This window comes from Sporosarcina sp. Y1004, assembly GCF_057669665.1.
Genome location: NZ_JBYHFQ010000038.1, coordinates 1 through 15,798, shown reverse-complemented (window position 1 = coordinate 15,798; position 15,798 = coordinate 1). Strand labels below are relative to the sequence as shown.

Here is a 15,798-nt window from a genome sequence, read left to right as displayed (position 1 = left end):
CAATCCACACTCTGACTCACAACTCTCTCAATATGTACACCCCAGAGAAGGCGCGGCAAAGTGATAGGATTGGTATTTAAAGACATCAAAAATAGTAACCGTGTGACCCATTCTGATATACTTCTGATATACCTTACTTCATAAAATGACGAAACTAGATCATATTATCACCACAACGAAATTCGACAAATTATCGAACAGGCATTGTAATGTTGAAAGCATTCATCCGTTCCTGTAAAATTATAAATGGAAAACGGAGGTAGTCACATTGGGAACCATTTCTATAACGCACGTTGTATTATCCGTAATGATTTTCATTGTTATGTTTTTTGGTATAGGATTCCTACTAAATATGCTTCTGCGAATGACTTGGTTGATGGCCATTATTTATCCGATTGTCGTCATACTGATTATTGATGAAGTGAAAGTCTTAGAATACTTCACGAAGCCGAATTACGCATTCAACCTCCTTGGGGAAAAGATTATGTCACTCCACACTGTGGATGTCGTTATTTTAGCGAGTGGACTGGTTGGAGCGATAATTTCAGGCATCGTTATTAAGCTATTGAGAAAACAAGGCTATCAAATGTTTTAGGAATGGCCTAGCATACTTAAACAGCAACCCAAGTTGAATAGTTTTACCTTTCTAAATTTAAAAAGAGGGTGTATACAAGCATAAAACTGCTAGTATACACCCTCTTTTTGCTATTAAATGATAAATGAATATAGAATGACTGAAATTAGAATACCAGTGACAGCTCCTGCAAATACTTCACTTGGTTTGTGACCAAGCAATGTTTTTAACTCTTGGATTTTTTGCTGGCCGTCTTTATGCTGCCAACCTTTCGCTTCTTGAACGAACGTCTGGAAGTCTAGACGCATTTGATTGATAATGAGTGCTTGTTGTCCCGCCTGATAACGGATTCCTGTCGCATCAAACATAACGATAACGGCAAAGATGGCAGAGACTGCAAAGAGAGGAGAGTCAAGTCCAGCTTCATAAGCGATTGCGGTCGTTAGAGATGTGACGGCAGCCGAATGGGAACTGGGCATCCCGCCTGTTGAAGTCATCAATTTCCAATCAAGTTTACCTGTAAGAAAAAAGTGAATTGGAATTTTGATGAATTGAGCAAAGATGATTCCGAATAATGCCGCAAGGAGCGGGGTGTTTTGTAATAAGGCCATCTAGTTCAACTCCTTTTAAAGTACGGAATTCATACAAACAGTATACCATAAGGGGATGATACAAAAAACGATAGTCCGCCTCCCGAACGAATCAATATAAACGGCTGAAAATTTCCGCTATACTAAACAATGTATTAAAAAATGGAGGTAGTCAAATGAAAACCATAATTATGGAACCTGATTTTGGTAAAGTAGAAGCAGATGTCTTAGTAATCGGTGTACCGGAGCATCCTGAAAATGTAGAAGGCTGGAGTAATTTTGTCAGTTCTTTTAGTCCCCGTGTGCCAGAATGGGTAAAATCAGGCGATATTAAAACAGAATTTAAAACGATTACAAAAATGCCTACTGTTGAAATACGAGGTTATAAGCGTGTCTTATTCATTGGGCTTGGTCTGCAAAAAGAATTGACTGATGATCGGTTGCGTCAATCATTTGCAGCGATTGGCAAAGGCCTGGCAGATCTCAAAGCGGCTTCTGCTGCAATTTGGACTGCTCCATTTACGAACGACAAACTGACATGTGCTGATGTGGTCTTTGCGGCGTCAGAAGGCATCGGACTTGGACTGTATAAGTTCGAAGGATATCGTACCGATTCAAACGAACGCGATGTTGCACTCGGAACACTCTCGTTTTTATCATCATTTGACGAAGATGAATTGAAAGCGGCATTTGAAGTGGGGAAAGTACATGCTTATGCAGTTAATGAAGCACGTAACCTTGTCAATATGCCGCCAAATATTTTAACTGCAACTAAAATGGCTGAGTATGCAAGTGATCTTGCTAAAAAATATGACTTTGAAATTGAAGTTCTAGGTAAAAAAGAGATGGAAGAACTCGGCATGGGCGCAATTCTTGCTGTTAACAAAGGTTCGGTAGAAGAACCCAAGCTGATCGTTTTGAAATATGCCGCAACAGAAAAATGGGAAGATGTCATCGGGCTTGTCGGTAAAGGTATTACATATGATACCGGTGGTTATTCCTTAAAAACAAAAGATGGAATGGTTGGCATGAAAGGTGATATGGGCGGTGCTGCTGCAGTACTTGGCGCGATGACCATCATTGGTGAGCTACGACCAGAGAAAAATGTAATTGCTGTGATTGCTTCTACAGACAACATGGTTTCTGGTGACGCTTTTAAACCGGATGATGTCATTACATCACTGAGCGGTAAAACGATTGAAGTGCTCAATACAGACGCAGAAGGGCGTCTTGTACTTGCAGATGCAGTTACATACGCTTTGCAAGCAGGTGCAAGTTACCTAATTGACGTTGCTACACTAACTGGCGGCGTCATCGTTGCGCTCGGTATGGACAAGACGGGAGCGCTTACAAACGATGAAGGTTTCTTTGAAGAATTCATGCATGCTTCAATGGAAACAGGAGAATTTGTCTGGAGGCTTCCACTTACTGAAAATGATAAGAAGAGGCTTCGTAAGAGTGATGTAGCAGATTTGAATAATTCACCAGGTAGAGACGGTCATATGATCTTCGGCGGCGGGTTTGTCGGTGAATTCGTTGGTAACACACCTTGGATTCATCTAGACATCGCGGGAACGTCGGATGCACAGTCCGCACATGACTTAGGTCCAAAAGGTGCAACGGGTGTCATGGTAAGAACGCTAGCGACGCTTGTTGAACGTCTAGCCGAAGCTGAACTAGAAGGCTGATAGGCAATTGTCCCCCTTTGAGACGCCTCACTTGAATAGTATAAGTGGGAAAGGAGGATAACTATGACGAGACGTTATGATGGTTATCGCGGCCGTGGTCATGGTCGTGGAAATAGATATGGTGGATTCGGTGGATTTGGAGGATTTGGTGATTTTGGGGGTCCTTTTCTCGGAGGCTTTGCTGGTAGCTTGCTCGGTTCAGTCCTAACCCCATCGTATGGATATGGTGGTTATCCTTATGGTGGATATCCTTCCTATTACGGTTACCCTCCATATCCATACGGCTACCGACCGTACCCATATGGATATTATGGTCCTTATTGAAAATAAAAAACACATGACAACCTGAAAATAGGGTTGTCATGTGTTTTTTAATCTTTGGTTTTATACGTTGCAGAAGCTTTTTGTTTAGCTTCTTTAATCACTTCTGCAAGATCATCACCAACAGTTAGTTCTGTTGGTTTAACACCCGAAATATATGCTGCGCGACTCATCAGATGTCCGCCAACCGGAGAGGTAATAAATAGAAATGCGATTGCAAGTAGGAGTTGTATACTAAAGTGTCCTTCTTTTAACCAAAAGTGAAAAAATACACCTAACAGAATACTGAGCACGCCCAGAGTCGCACTTTTAGAAGCCGCATGCGCTCTTGTATACAAGTCTGGTAAACGAATGACGCCAATGACTGTCACGATGGTAAAAACAATGCCAACGACGATTGAAAGGACAATGAGGATATTAGCTATTACGATCACGCTCAATTATCTCTCCTTTCTCAATGAATTTAGAGAATGATGCGGTTCCGATGAATGACATAATTGCAATCAGCAAGATGACTTCCATGAAAAACCCTGTATCGAAAATGACAGATAGCAAAGCAATCGCTGAAATAAGCATGACGCCAATTGCATCAAGTGCAACAAGCCGATCCGGGATTGAAGGACCAAGGTAGAGACGATACAATAGTCCAACAATCGACAGGATAACAAGAATGAGAGAAACCCATATGAATGTTGTCATGGTCGACTCACCTCCTTAATTGCTTTTTCAAATGTGTTTTTAATAGAGTCAATTGCATCATCGACATCATCGACATCGATGGCGTGGACATAAAGTGTTCGTTGATCATCCGAAACGTACAAAACAATCGTTCCAGGAGTCAATGTGATCAGACTAGATAACAATGTGATTTCCCAGTCATATTCAAGGTCTGTCGGCAAGGCGAAAATCATCGGCTGAAGATTTAACTTCGGACGCAGGACGACCTGTAACACTGAAATATTGGACAATGTCAACTCCTTAAAGAAGAGGAGTACTAATTTCAATGTCGCCCAAAGTCGCCAAATGTATAGTCTGTTCGGGAAAAAACGTCTCGTCATAATGATTAATAGCAGACCAATCAAGAATCCAATGATGAATGTCGAAGCAGTGAATGAGGTGCTTATGAACATCCAGACGAGAGCGATGAAAAAGTTCAATAATAGTTGAAATGCCATCGTCATCTACTCCTTTAACACCGCATCAATATAGATGGACGGTTGTAGTAATACATCTGTTGCATCCGTCATGTAAGGAACGAGCCATTCAGTACCTACCCCGTACAGCACGGACAAGATGACTAATACAATAGCTGGAGCCATCATCTTCCGGTAGGAACGACTGTCTGTTTTAGGTAATTCTCCATGAAGTCCGGGCTTGCCCCAGAATGCATAGACAAAGATTCGAATAACGGATAACAGTACAACAAGACTCGATGCCAGGATGACGATACTTCCGAAGACGTGACCTGCCTCAAATGCACCTTGGACGATTAAAAGCTTTCCGACAAAACCGCTTAATGGCGGAATACCTACCAAACCAAACGCTGCGATTAAGTAAATCCAACCAAGGGAAGCATGAGTGTTCATCAAACCACCCATTTTACGCAAATTGTATGTACCCGTTACATAAGCAATGATTCCAATTAGAAGGAATAAAGCTCCTTTAATTAGCATGTCATGGATTAAATAGAATACAGCACCAGTTAAACCAGCCTCGTTCATTTGCGCAGCGCCGAATAAAATGACGCCCACGGCAATTACAATATTGTAAATGATAATTTGTTTTAAATCGAAATAAGCGAGTGCACCTATACAACCCGCAATGATTGTGAGTAGAGCGAGTATGGATAATAACCCATGTGTAAAATCTAAATCATGAACAAAAAACAGTGTATACGTTCGGATGATTCCGTAAATACCCACTTTAGTCAGCAACGCTCCGAAGAGTGCAAGAATGGGTGTGGGCGGTGCTGCATAAGAACCCGGCAACCAGAAGTAAAGTGGAAATAGGGAACCTTTGACACCGAAGACGATAAGAAAGAGGACTGCGATTACGGTTATGATACCGGGTTGTCCAATTTCAGCTATCTTCACTGAAATATCGGCCATATTTAATGTACCGATGACTGAGTAAAGGAATGCTACCGTAATAACGAAAAGGGCAGATGATATAACATTGACGAGTATGTATTTGATTGATTCGCTGAGCTGTTTTTTCTTGCCGCCGAGAACGATTAGTAGGTAAGAGGCGATAAGCAGCACTTCGAAAAATACGAACATATTGAAAATGTCACCTGTTGTAAACGCACCATTAATGCCTGTAATCATGAACAAGATAGCAGGATAATAGAAGTATCGCTCCCGCTCTTCACCAATCGCTGTGAAGCTGTAAATCACAACAAACAGTGTTATTAGGAGTGTTGTCGTTACTAGCAATGCGGATAACATATCTGACACCATCGAAATACCAAACGGTGCCGACCAACTTCCGAGAGTGATTGCTTGCACGCCATCTGCTTTCACTTTTGCAACAAGAAAAAGTGCGGCAACCAAGCTTACCAAAAGTCCGATGCATGTTAGCGAGCGCTGTATCTTGATATTCTCCTTGAAAAAAAGAAGAATAATTGCGAAAAAGAAGGGCAATAGGATTGGAAATAAAAGCAGATTAATCATGTTCGTCATTTCCTCTCATGAGATTCATGTTATCAGTCTTGTGCTCAGCATATGTACGATAAGCCAACACGAGAATGAATGCGGTCACTCCGAAACTGATTACAATAGCCGTTAATATTAGCGCCTGTGGTAAAGGATCTGCATAATCAGTGATGCCTTCGGCCAAGACAGGCGGAGAAGCACCACCAAGTCCACCCATCGTAAGGATAAGTAAATGGGCACCATGACTCAACAGGCCTGTCCCGAGAATGATTTTAAGGAGGCTTCTGGAAAGTATCAAATAGACAGCTGCCATGAAAAGAATTCCGATGACGATAGCCATTATAAATTCCATTACTCATCTCCTCCAATCGTTTGAATCATTGTAACGGCGGCACCAACAACAACGAGATAGACACCGGCATCAAAGATCATTGCAGTATGAAGGGAAGTTGTCCCAAATAGAGGCAAAGTGAAATCATCGTATACATGTGTAAAAAATGGAACGTTGAAGAAAATTGAACCTGCAGCCGTTCCGAGTGAAAGTAGTAAACCGATAGCTGTCACAATTGTGAAGTTAAAAGGCAAAGCTCTTTGCACAGTTTTCAGGTCGAATGCTAAAAGTAGCAGAACAATTGCGCCGGTAGTGAGGAGTCCTCCTACGAAGCCTCCCCCTGGTGTGTAGTGTCCCGCAAAGAAAATATGAATTGAAAAAAGGAAAATGATGAAGAATACGAACTTTGTTGCCGTTTGCAAAATGACATCATTTGTTTTCATCCGTACTCTCCTCCTTTTTAGACAGCTTTAGGCGAACCATCGCAATGACGGCGATTCCGACGATTGATAGAACGGTGATTTCAAATAATGTATCAAAACCACGATAATCAACGAGAATGACGTTGACGATATTCCCGCCCCCAGCTTCTGTAGCGACTGTATCTTTGTAATACTGCGATATTGATGGAATCAGTTTTTGTGAATGGGCTGATAGAGCTACCAATGTTACTGTAATCCCTACACCGGCGGCTATAATCGCATTACCTACCTTGTTGCGCTTCGTTTGTCCATGGTTATTAAGCGACGGCAAATGTTTATAGGCCAACAGGAACAGTGCAACTGAGATGGTTTCAATTACGAGTTGTGTAAGCGCTAAATCCGGTGCTTTAAACAGAACAAAGAATAATGCAACCGAATATCCGACTGCGCCGAGTGCGATAATTGCCGACAGCCTCGTCTTGGCTAGAAGAACCATACTAACCGCCAGAACTAAGATAATCGCAGTCAGGATTCCATATAAGGTTACCGGTGCAAAACTATTCATATCTAAGACGAATGCTTCTTTGATAAAGAGCGTTGCCGACGTTATGGCAGCGATAAAAGCAAACATATAAATCAGATACGTACGGATTAACCCAGTCATGTAAAAACGAGAAAGACGGTTCATTCCGCCTTCACTAAATAACATGGCTGAATCATAAAATGCATTTATTGACAAATACTCCGGTTGAATGTCGTATAACTTGTGCCATCTTTTAATTGTCAAGAAGAGAACGAGACCTACTCCGACAAGTGAAATCGTCATCCATAGTTCAGGAGCGGCGATTCCGTGCCAAGCCGCAACATGTACTGCAACTTCCGATGGATGGCCATACAAATCAGGCTGGACAGCTATCACAGCTGGCTTAACCAACCATTTCCCAATCAAATTCGGGATAAAGAAGATAGTGACAACGAGTATAGCTAGAATGACAGGAGCTACAAGCATGCCAAAAGGTGCTTCATGCGGTTTTTTCGGAAGTCGTTCACTTTTTTGTTGTCCAGTGAATGTCTTAAATACAAAGTAGAAGCTGTAAACGAATGTGAACACACTAGCAATCCAAGCGATAACTGGGAAGATAATTCCCCAAGTTGCAAAGTTGAACAGTTCAAAATGACGAATGGCGAGCATTGATTGAAGGAACATTTCTTTACTCAGGAAGCCTCCGAATGGGGGCAATCCTGCCATCGACATAGACCCGATGAATGCCACTGTGAAACTGACGGGCATGATGCTCATTAATCCGCCAAGTTTACGAATATCGCGGGTACCGGTTTCATGATCGACAATACCTGCAACCATGAACAAGCTTCCTTTGAAGACCGCGTGGTTAATCAAATGAAAGATTGCTGCGAATGTTGCGAATTTTAAAATTGGATCGTCTGAGTGATAGGCAAGTGCACCTGCACCGAGCAAGGACATGATAAGTCCAAGTTGACTAATTGTCGAAAAAGCAAGTATCGCTTTCAAATCGGTCTGTTTCACTGCAAAAAGAGAGCCCCAGAACAATGTTAGAAGGCCGATGCCGGTAACAAGCCAAATCCAAACTTCAGAAACTGCGAAGATAGGAGTGAACCGAGCGACAAGGTAAAGGCCTGCTTTTACCATGGTTGCAGAGTGCAGATATGCACTTACCGGGGTAGGCGCTTCCATCGCATCGGGCAACCAGATATGGAACGGAAACTGAGCTGATTTCGTAAATGCGCCTAGTAAGACTAGAACGAGTGCCAGCATGAAGTATTCATGTCCTACAAACGTGGAAGCATTTGCGATAAGTTCACGTATAGAAAACGTGTCGCCCATTATTCCGAGTAAGACAAATCCACCAAGCATCATTAATCCGCCAAATACGGTAATCATCATCGATTTTAATGCACCAAATCGAGAACGATCACGTGTATTCCAATAGCCAATTAGCAGGAATGATGAAATGGATGTCAGCTCCCAAAATAAATAGAGGGAAATGACATTATCCGATTGCACGACTCCTAACATGGCGCTCATGAAAATAAGTAGAAAAACGTAAAAGTTATTTAGTTTCTCCCGATTTTTATCGAGATAAAAAATGGAGTAGAGGACCACGAGTGCGCCAATACCTGTAATTAGCAAGGTGAACAGCAGGCTAAGCCCATCAATATACGATACGAACGAAATACCGAGCGATGGAATCCATTGAAGCTCTGATACAGCATGTCCGCCGTCCATTGTTGTCTTGATAAATCCAATGTAATAAATGAAAAGGGCTACAGGAACTAGTAAAACGAACCAACCAGTATGTATATCTTTTAATTTCCTGAATAGGAAAGGTACAAATAAGGCTGCCACAATAGGCAGAAAAATCAGCAATACGAAATTCAAGAAAATTCTCCTTCCTGATGATTGAAACATAACTTTCTGCAATGTTATAAAGTATAACGTATATTGGGGGTATTTGCATTGAACATTTCCGCACCTTATTGCATCTTTCGACTCTCTTCTTATATTATAGAGTTGAAGAAAGAGAACTACTTTTGAGGTGTAAAATGAAAAATCCATACATATTCGGTTATTTGCCTTTCTTTACAATTGTGCTTTTCAGTTTAACATTCGGCGTTTACACAGTAGGCGTGTCTGTTGAGCAGTTCAAAGGAATTGGTCTGTATGCAGGTATGCGAGAATTCCTAACGGAAATACAGTTACGTATTTTCTTACTAGTCATCTATTCATTATTGTTTTTCATGGTGCTTTCAGCGTTAAAGTTAATTGCGGAGACAATTCATGAAACAGCAATGCTGTTCTTTTCAAAAGACGTATTGGGAGAATCGTATAGCCAGGCCCGGGGAGGTAATGTCATTTACTTTTTCGGCGCGCTTGCATCAGTTTTTGGTATCAATTCAGTCGTACTATTAGGGATAGTGTTTTTACTGACGACTTTCATTTACTTTGTCTATGTCGTATACAAGTTAAGCAGATACATGACAATTGTCAGCACGATTGGATTTATTATTTTTGAAATAACATTATGGTGTGTTCTCATCTCCACAATTGTCTATATTTTATTGAAACTCTATACAGGAGTAATCGCAAGCTTACCGTTCATAGGCGAAAAAATAGACTAGCCATTTGGTGAAGGGCTAGTCTCGGAGTAACGCTGAAAATATCTGGAGATGCAGTTTTTGGTCACTCACGTTTTTAACTGACTGCGGAATATCATAGCCGACCCAGACAGCCGTTGTATAGGTATCGTTCATGCCGCCAACCCATAAATCTTTATAATGATCCGTTGTTCCAGTTTTTGCACCAGTATAAGCTGTGTTATAGCTGATGCCCCGCCCCGTCCCGTTTAATACAACATCCTGCATCAAGTCACGAACTATTTTAACTGTAGAAGGGGACCAGACATCGCTCTTTTCTTCCGGCCATTGATAGAGAATAGTACCCTTTCTATCCCTCACTGCACGAATCGAATGGACAGGTGAATACGTCCCGTTGATGAAACTCGAATAGGCACCTGCCAGTTCAATAGGCGTCACACCTTTTGAAAAACCGCCGAGTGCGGCTGAATAGTTCATATCTCGTTTTGTAACGGATTTAAATCCAAGGGGTTCTATAAAACCGAATGCTTCTTCAATTCCAACCATCTGAAATAACCTAACGGCTGCCGTGTTATGACTCTGTCGGAATGCCTCTTTGACCGTAACGTCGCCATAGACAAAACCACCAATATTTGTTGGACAGTAGGAGCCGATGCATATATTTCCGCTATTGATGGGCATATTTTCAGTATAGGGACCACTTTCAAATAGCGGGGCATAGACTAGAAGCGGTTTGATGGCGGAACCCGGTTGTCTCACTGCCTGATATGCACGATGGAAGTCAAATTTCTTATAGTCGACCCCGGCAAAGATACTGACTATTTCTCGTGTTTCATTGTCGATAACGGCAGATCCTGCTTGGACACCAACTGGTTTTAAAATAGCAGAAATTGTCTGTTCATCGCGCAACTGTTTTTTAGAATCAAGGGCAGTTTCAATAATGAGTCCGTCTGATAAAACCTCAGCGGTACGCTGTTTCACTAACGCTTCAAGTGCATTTTTTTCTGCATCACTTGAAGCGTTTGCTACTGCTTCTGACAAACCTTCTGATTGCGCTATAAGATTAGTAAGTTCAGCAAGGACATATGTACTGTATGCAGGAAAGGCATTCACTTTTTGTTTTAAGTTTAATTGAACGCTCGTATTTTTATATCGTTCAGCTTCATCGGCAGTAATGCTCCGAGCTTTTACTAAGACAGAAAGAAGACGTTCCTGTCTAGTTTTTGTCTGATCGAAATGCTTTATAGGATCATACATACTTGGGTTATTCGGAATCGCTGCTAGAAAGGCAAGTTCAGCTTCATTCAGCTCATTTAGAGGTTTGCTGAAGTAGTATGTTGCAGCGGCACTAATTCCGTAGACTTGATTGCCGAAATACATTTCATTCAAATACATTTCTAAGATTTCATCTTTTGATGATTGTTTTTCCAGCTCAGCTGCATAGAAAAGTTCAGTCAGCTTTCGTTCGTAGGTCTTCTCTGTGGATAAAAAGCGCATTCGCACGACTTGTTGTGTAATAGTAGATGCTCCCTGTCGGATATCGTCTGTCGCTGTGTTAACAGCAAAAGCACGCACGATTGCTGCAATGTCATATCCACGGTGCTCGTAGAAACCTGAGTCTTCACTCTCGAGAAAAAGTTGGCGAACGAATAGTGGAATGGTGGATAGTGGGACAGGGTCGCGCCACTCTATGTATTCCTCCGCAAAAATTAAACCGTTGCGATCCTTCAGTGCTAAGGGATTGTTACTCGTTGGGGGTGACAGCTCAATGGAATTATTTATCTGTTCTTTGAAAGACTGTGCACTTCTCAATTCGACCGCAATCTCTTTTTGAACAATGAGTAGCAAGGGAATCGTGAGAAGGATAAATATGAAACCAATAAATTGCTTCAATGTCTTTGAGCTCCGTTCAAAAATCATATGATAACAAAAATATAGCACACTACGGATATCGAAGTGTGCGAATTATAAAGGATGTATTCGTTTTTCTTCAGATGCTAGGAAATCCTCAAAGTCCTGAACGGGTTTTCGTTTGGCATAATAGAGAAATGCGAAACCTAGCAAGAATAGAACGCCGGTGACCAGGAAGACGGAAGAAATACCAATATATCCACTGATAATCCCACCGAACATTGGACCGATAATATTCCCAAGAAAACGGAAGCTCGTATTATAACCCATGACTTCACCTTGAATATCGATGGGTGCTTCGCGTCTGACCAGTGCAGTCGTTATGGGAATCATTCCACCAAGTGCTATTCCGAACAGTAGCCGCCAGAAAATCAGCTGCCATAGCTCTGTCACGAAAGCTTGGGGTATGATAAAGACGAATGATAAAATCAGCAAAACTGAAAGAACCTTTTCATAGCCGATATCGTCGCCGAGCTTACCCCAACGCCGTGCAAATAGGAGATTACCAACCCCCGCTGCACTGAAGGTGATACCGGCGAGGAACGCCACATCTTTCGCGTCTGTCAGATGTGAAACATATAAAGAAAGAAGTGGCTGGATACTGAAGTTTCCGATCTGGATTAGTGCTGTTACAATCATGACATTTAACATAAGTCTGTGATGCAGAAGGCCACTTATTATTGACTTTCTGGAGTATTGAATTGCTTTCGGATTTTTAATCCGTTTCTGTTCTTTAATCCCGAATAGGACAATAAGTGCAGCGACGATAACGGAGATGGACGTAATGATAAAGGTGTACTGAAAGCCGAAAGTATCCGCAAGTAACCCCCCGAAAACTGGACCAAATAACGTTCCTGTAACACTGCCCATCTGTAGCGTACCGAGCATTTTCCCAGCTTCTTTTTTTGCGGTCTGTGAAGAAATAAACGCAAGTGACGTAGGTATAAATCCAGTGACAAGCCCATTTAAAAGACGTAGGAGGAAAAATGCCTCAACGGAATCGACAAATCCCATTAAAAAAACGGATGTTGCAATGCCGAATCCGTTGATGAGAAGGATAGGCTTGAAACCATACTTATCGGCGACCCGTCCCCAAACGGGAGACATGATAAAAGCGGTAACAAATGTAGCGCCAAAAATTAAACCAGCCCATTTTTGAACATATGCATCGGAATGGTCACCGAATGTTTCAATATAGAGAGATAAAAAGGGCATAATCATCGTCATGGTTCCAGCAACGAGCACGTTCGAAATCCAGATGATGATAAAATTCCGTTTTTGCACGTCCATATGAAAACCTTCTTTCTGCGTCGTGCCTTTAGATTAAGTATAAAACAGTTCGGTAAACGAAGGAAGTTTCATGCTTATTTATCGAAATAGAAGATATGATATGATAAACTGATTCGGGGTGAATCATAATGAGGAAAATAATTTTCTCCCTTCTAACAATTTCTATCAGTCTCTTACTATTAGCCGCTTGCGGAAATAGTGCTGCAGAGAACGAGAAACAAGAAGATGAAGTGCCTGTTGGTAAAACGCCAGCGGAAAAAAATAATACTAAGAACTTAGAGGAGGCAACAACAATGTATCCACAATTATCGAATGAAGTAGCAGCAAACGAGGCGCTCGTTGTTATGAACACAACTATGGGGCCAATCAAAATCAAGCTTTTTCCTGAACAAGCACCAAAAACAGTTGAAAACTTCTTGACACATGCAGAAAACGGTTACTACAACGGCATTATCTTCCACCGCGTTATCGAAGATTTCATGATTCAAGGTGGAGATCCAACAGGTACAGGTATGGGCGGAGCTAGCATCTACGGCGATTCCTTCGAAGACGAATTCTCTGAAGAACTATTCAACCTAAAAGGAGCTCTTTCGATGGCAAACGCTGGTCCTGGTACAAATGGCAGCCAGTTCTTCATTGTTCATGCATCACAAGCTCCAGGTACAGTTGAACAAATGACAAAAGGCGGATGGCCTGCTGATATTGCACAAGCATACAGCGAAATGGGCGGAACACCTCACCTAGACCAAAAACATACGGTATTTGGCCAAGTTATCGAAGGCATGGATGTTGTCGATGCCATTGCAAAAGTTAAAAAAGGCCGTCAAGACAAACCAGTTGAAGATATTTCAATTGAATCTATCGAAATTCTTCAAAAATAATTTTGATTATGTGAAATTAATAAGGTAAGGAAGTGGATGGAAGTGAACGCTCTATTAATGCCGTTCCTTTACTTTCCGGAAGATAAATCAGAATACATCCCGGCTGCGTTATCGTTTGTAGCCTTCATGGTTCTCATGTTTTTCGCTTTTAGGTGGATTCGAAAAAATTCGAAGAAACAGGAATTGGAAACAAAAGAACTTGAAGAACGCATTTTGCGAGAACGCCGCGAAGCGAAAGAGAAACAGCATCCTCCCAACTGAGGATGCTGTTTTTTTGTTGAACTGAGTAATCTCTCATTACAACTATCTCAATCACTCAATGCAGTGATAAAGCGATTGACGCCATCTTTGACAACTGACAATGGTGTTGCCATATTCATACGAAGAAATCCACGTCCAGCCTCTCCGTACTTCGATCCAGGTTCGAGCGCAAGCTTCCCTTTATTCAAAAGCTTGTCCATTATTTCTTTTTCTGAAAATCCAGTACCACGGAAATCAATCCAAAGAAGATATGTCGCATGCGGTTTAGCTATTTTTAAACCAGGAATTGCTTTTGTTAATTCAAGAATTGCATAATCCATATTGTGTGAAATTATTTCCAACAGCTCCGTCAGCCAAGGTCCGCCTTCCTTGTATGCTGCAGTTAAAGCGACACTTGCGAATGAATTCAATCCCATCTGGCCGTGTGCCATGGCATTTAGTGAAAGCTTTCCTCTCACATCTTCATCCGTCGCAATCATTACAGCAGCTTGAATTCCGGCAAGGTTAAACGTTTTCGTAGGTGCAACACATGTTATGATACGTCCGGCTTCTTCGCCAGCAACGGCAGCCAGTGGAATATGCTTATGTCCTGAGAAAACAAGGTCTGAGTGTATTTCATCCGATAAAATCAGTACATTGTATTTTGTACAGAGTCGCACCATTTCTTTCAGTTCGGCTTCTGTCCAGACGATGCCGCCAGGGTTATGCGGATTACATAAGATGAATAGTTTTACATCTTGCTGAAGGCTTTTCTCGAATTCTTCAAAATCGATGGAGTAAACGCCTTCCACTTCATTCATGATACATTCGACCAGGTTCCGTTCTTGACGTTTGGGAAGTTGGAAGAACGGTGGATAGACGGGGGAAGTGACTAGGATTCCGTCACCCGGATTTGTAAACGTTTCAATTACTGAAGCGATGGCTGGAATAACACCTTGATGGAATAACATCCATTCGTTTTTTGTTTCCCAACCATGACGTTCAGAAAGCCATGAGCTAACTGCATCTTTACATTCATCGTGAATGTAAGAATAGCCGAATACGGCATGGTCGAGTCGTTCTTTCATGGCATTTACGACAACTTCAGGAGCGGCAAAATCCATATCCGCGACCCACATCGGTAAAATATCGGATGCATCTTTAATACTATAGACTACTTCCATTAAGTCCCATTTTGCAGAACGTGTTTTACGTCGTTCAATCACAAGATCAAAGTTATTCATGGAAATCCCTCTTTTCTTTTTTCTTTTCTATGTTATCATAGTCTAAAATAATGAGAAAAATTAGGTGACTCATCGTGCATACAATTGAAATGAATAAAAAGGCTGTTGCACTTCTTGAACAATGGGACCCATTCGAAGTCGGACCAAAAGCGTATGCACTTGAAATTGTCGATATCGTAGCGGATTTACATCGACTTGATCATCCTACAGACCTTGCAAAGCGAATTCGGGAAGTTTATGAACATACCCATGAGCAATGGATTCCGATTGAAAACTGTGTACAAATTTCTTATAAGTTGCTAGCGATTAAATACGAGGCGAAATGTATCGTCTAACCTGTAGAGCTGTACCCGCATTCAAATGGGTATGGCTTATTTTTATCTTTATTCAGCATTCATCTCTCACCTTCATAGGTGGGAGATGAATGTAGTTTTGTTTTCCTGTTCAGTGGGTGTCCAAAAGCCCGCTGAAAAAGGAGGAATGAAGTTCAATTCCTCCCTGATAAAGCCTCCGGCGG

At 41.7% G+C, this 15,798-nt stretch carries 18 protein-coding genes; 7 read left to right on the top strand and 11 right to left on the bottom strand.

Features of this window, described 5'->3' with window-relative positions; genetic code table 11:
• The first annotated feature begins 268 nt into the window (after positions 1–268).
• Positions 269–595 carry a YuiB family protein gene (locus AC25Y6_RS18010; protein ID WP_488143991.1) on the top strand — a complete coding sequence of 109 codons (327 nt, stop codon included), beginning with the start codon at positions 269–271 and terminating at the stop codon, positions 593–595.
• Between the two features lie 113 nt (positions 596–708).
• Here the strand turns inward: AC25Y6_RS18010 and AC25Y6_RS18005 are convergent, their stop codons facing one another.
• Positions 709–1,185 (bottom strand): divergent PAP2 family protein, encoded by a 477-nt coding sequence (locus AC25Y6_RS18005; protein WP_488143990.1) that lies wholly within the window; start codon positions 1,183–1,185, stop codon positions 709–711.
• Positions 1,186–1,340: 155 nt separating this feature from the next.
• Between AC25Y6_RS18005 and AC25Y6_RS18000 the strand changes: the two genes are divergently transcribed.
• Positions 1,341–2,852: a leucyl aminopeptidase gene (locus tag AC25Y6_RS18000; protein WP_488143989.1), complete on the top strand. Its 1,512-nt coding sequence runs from the start codon at positions 1,341–1,343 to the stop codon at positions 2,850–2,852.
• A 63-nt stretch (positions 2,853–2,915) separates the two neighbouring features.
• On the top strand, positions 2,916–3,176 hold the full coding sequence (locus tag AC25Y6_RS17995) for a hypothetical protein (RefSeq protein ID WP_488143988.1): 261 nt from the start codon (positions 2,916–2,918) through the stop codon (positions 3,174–3,176).
• A gap of 47 nt (positions 3,177–3,223) precedes the next feature.
• Here the strand turns inward: AC25Y6_RS17995 and mnhG are convergent, their stop codons facing one another.
• From mnhG to AC25Y6_RS17960, 7 genes are read right to left on the bottom strand one after another with little or no spacing between them, the layout of a single operon-like run.
• Positions 3,224–3,607: a monovalent cation/H(+) antiporter subunit G gene (gene mnhG, locus AC25Y6_RS17990; RefSeq protein ID WP_488144008.1), complete on the bottom strand. Its 384-nt coding sequence runs from the start codon at positions 3,605–3,607 to the stop codon at positions 3,224–3,226.
• Positions 3,591–3,872, bottom strand: a complete 282-nt coding sequence (locus AC25Y6_RS17985; protein WP_482105856.1) for a Na(+)/H(+) antiporter subunit F1 — start codon at positions 3,870–3,872, stop codon at positions 3,591–3,593. The genes mnhG and AC25Y6_RS17985 overlap by 17 nt, the downstream gene beginning before the upstream one ends.
• A complete protein-coding gene (locus AC25Y6_RS17980; RefSeq protein ID WP_488143987.1) occupies positions 3,869–4,348 on the bottom strand; it encodes a Na+/H+ antiporter subunit E in 480 nt (159 codons plus the stop codon). Before AC25Y6_RS17980 ends, AC25Y6_RS17985 begins: the two co-directional genes overlap by 4 nt.
• 6 nt (positions 4,349–4,354) lie before the next feature.
• Positions 4,355–5,845, bottom strand: coding sequence for a Na+/H+ antiporter subunit D (locus AC25Y6_RS17975; protein WP_488144007.1), 1,491 nt, complete (start codon positions 5,843–5,845; stop codon positions 4,355–4,357).
• Positions 5,838–6,179, bottom strand: a complete 342-nt coding sequence (locus AC25Y6_RS17970) for a Na(+)/H(+) antiporter subunit C (RefSeq protein WP_482102223.1) — start codon at positions 6,177–6,179, stop codon at positions 5,838–5,840. The genes AC25Y6_RS17975 and AC25Y6_RS17970 overlap by 8 nt, the downstream gene beginning before the upstream one ends.
• The gene (locus AC25Y6_RS17965) at positions 6,179–6,601 is read right to left on the bottom strand and encodes a Na(+)/H(+) antiporter subunit B (RefSeq protein WP_482102222.1); all 423 of its coding nucleotides are present in this window, start codon (positions 6,599–6,601) and stop codon (positions 6,179–6,181) included. The genes AC25Y6_RS17970 and AC25Y6_RS17965 overlap by 1 nt, the downstream gene beginning before the upstream one ends.
• Positions 6,588–9,029, bottom strand: a complete 2,442-nt coding sequence (locus AC25Y6_RS17960; RefSeq protein WP_488144006.1) for a Na+/H+ antiporter subunit A — start codon at positions 9,027–9,029, stop codon at positions 6,588–6,590. Before AC25Y6_RS17960 ends, AC25Y6_RS17965 begins: the two co-directional genes overlap by 14 nt.
• A 134-nt stretch (positions 9,030–9,163) precedes the next feature.
• Here AC25Y6_RS17960 and AC25Y6_RS17955 point away from each other — a divergent pair, with 134 nt between their 5' ends.
• A complete protein-coding gene (locus AC25Y6_RS17955) occupies positions 9,164–9,739 on the top strand; it encodes a DUF5366 family protein (RefSeq protein ID WP_488143986.1) in 576 nt (191 codons plus the stop codon).
• Positions 9,740–9,754: 15 nt separating this feature from the next.
• Here the strand turns inward: AC25Y6_RS17955 and AC25Y6_RS17950 are convergent, their stop codons facing one another.
• Both AC25Y6_RS17950 and AC25Y6_RS17945 read right to left on the bottom strand, forming a co-directional pair.
• Positions 9,755–11,608, bottom strand: a complete 1,854-nt coding sequence (locus tag AC25Y6_RS17950; RefSeq protein WP_488143985.1) for a transglycosylase domain-containing protein — start codon at positions 11,606–11,608, stop codon at positions 9,755–9,757.
• Positions 11,609–11,680: 72 nt separating this feature from the next.
• Complete coding sequence (locus AC25Y6_RS17945; RefSeq protein WP_488143984.1) at positions 11,681–12,916, bottom strand: MFS transporter; 1,236 nt, start codon at positions 12,914–12,916, stop codon at positions 11,681–11,683.
• A gap of 293 nt (positions 12,917–13,209) precedes the next feature.
• Between AC25Y6_RS17945 and AC25Y6_RS17940 the strand changes: the two genes are divergently transcribed.
• Positions 13,210–13,797, top strand: coding sequence for a peptidylprolyl isomerase (locus tag AC25Y6_RS17940; protein WP_482102354.1), 588 nt, complete (start codon positions 13,210–13,212; stop codon positions 13,795–13,797).
• Between the two features lie 36 nt (positions 13,798–13,833).
• Entirely contained in the window at positions 13,834–14,058 is a 225-nt protein-coding gene (locus AC25Y6_RS17935) for a hypothetical protein (protein WP_482102217.1), read from the top strand.
• 47 nt (positions 14,059–14,105) lie between these two features.
• On the opposite strand, the gene AC25Y6_RS17930 is transcribed toward AC25Y6_RS17935, so the two are convergent.
• Positions 14,106–15,281 (bottom strand): MalY/PatB family protein, encoded by a 1,176-nt coding sequence (locus AC25Y6_RS17930; protein WP_488143983.1) that lies wholly within the window; start codon positions 15,279–15,281, stop codon positions 14,106–14,108.
• Positions 15,282–15,355: 74 nt separating this feature from the next.
• Here AC25Y6_RS17930 and AC25Y6_RS17925 point away from each other — a divergent pair, with 74 nt between their 5' ends.
• Positions 15,356–15,616: a DUF1871 family protein gene (locus AC25Y6_RS17925; RefSeq protein ID WP_488143982.1), complete on the top strand. Its 261-nt coding sequence runs from the start codon at positions 15,356–15,358 to the stop codon at positions 15,614–15,616.
• Positions 15,617–15,798 lie beyond the last annotated feature (182 nt).

What these genes read in the sequence shown, in the direction of transcription:
- AC25Y6_RS17940 (WP_482102354.1), top strand. Translation starts at nt 13,210, where the DNA reads ATGTATCCACAATTATCGAATGAAGTAGCAGCAAACGAGGCGCTCGTT.
- AC25Y6_RS17980 (WP_488143987.1), bottom strand. Translation starts at nt 4,348, where the DNA reads ATGGCATTTCAACTATTATTGAACTTTTTCATCGCTCTCGTCTGGATG.
- AC25Y6_RS17930 (WP_488143983.1), bottom strand. Translation starts at nt 15,281, where the DNA reads ATGAATAACTTTGATCTTGTGATTGAACGACGTAAAACACGTTCTGCA.
- AC25Y6_RS17965 (WP_482102222.1), bottom strand. Translation starts at nt 6,601, where the DNA reads ATGAAAACAAATGATGTCATTTTGCAAACGGCAACAAAGTTCGTATTC.
- AC25Y6_RS17985 (WP_482105856.1), bottom strand. Translation starts at nt 3,872, where the DNA reads ATGACAACATTCATATGGGTTTCTCTCATTCTTGTTATCCTGTCGATT.
- AC25Y6_RS17935 (WP_482102217.1), top strand. Translation starts at nt 13,834, where the DNA reads ATGGAAGTGAACGCTCTATTAATGCCGTTCCTTTACTTTCCGGAAGAT.
- AC25Y6_RS17995 (WP_488143988.1), top strand. Translation starts at nt 2,916, where the DNA reads ATGACGAGACGTTATGATGGTTATCGCGGCCGTGGTCATGGTCGTGGA.
- AC25Y6_RS17975 (WP_488144007.1), bottom strand. Translation starts at nt 5,845, where the DNA reads ATGATTAATCTGCTTTTATTTCCAATCCTATTGCCCTTCTTTTTCGCA.
- AC25Y6_RS17970 (WP_482102223.1), bottom strand. Translation starts at nt 6,179, where the DNA reads ATGGAATTTATAATGGCTATCGTCATCGGAATTCTTTTCATGGCAGCT.
- AC25Y6_RS17945 (WP_488143984.1), bottom strand. Translation starts at nt 12,916, where the DNA reads ATGGACGTGCAAAAACGGAATTTTATCATCATCTGGATTTCGAACGTG.
- AC25Y6_RS18005 (WP_488143990.1), bottom strand. Translation starts at nt 1,185, where the DNA reads ATGGCCTTATTACAAAACACCCCGCTCCTTGCGGCATTATTCGGAATC.
- AC25Y6_RS17955 (WP_488143986.1), top strand. Translation starts at nt 9,164, where the DNA reads ATGAAAAATCCATACATATTCGGTTATTTGCCTTTCTTTACAATTGTG.
- AC25Y6_RS17960 (WP_488144006.1), bottom strand. Translation starts at nt 9,029, where the DNA reads ATGTTTCAATCATCAGGAAGGAGAATTTTCTTGAATTTCGTATTGCTG.
- AC25Y6_RS18000 (WP_488143989.1), top strand. Translation starts at nt 1,341, where the DNA reads ATGAAAACCATAATTATGGAACCTGATTTTGGTAAAGTAGAAGCAGAT.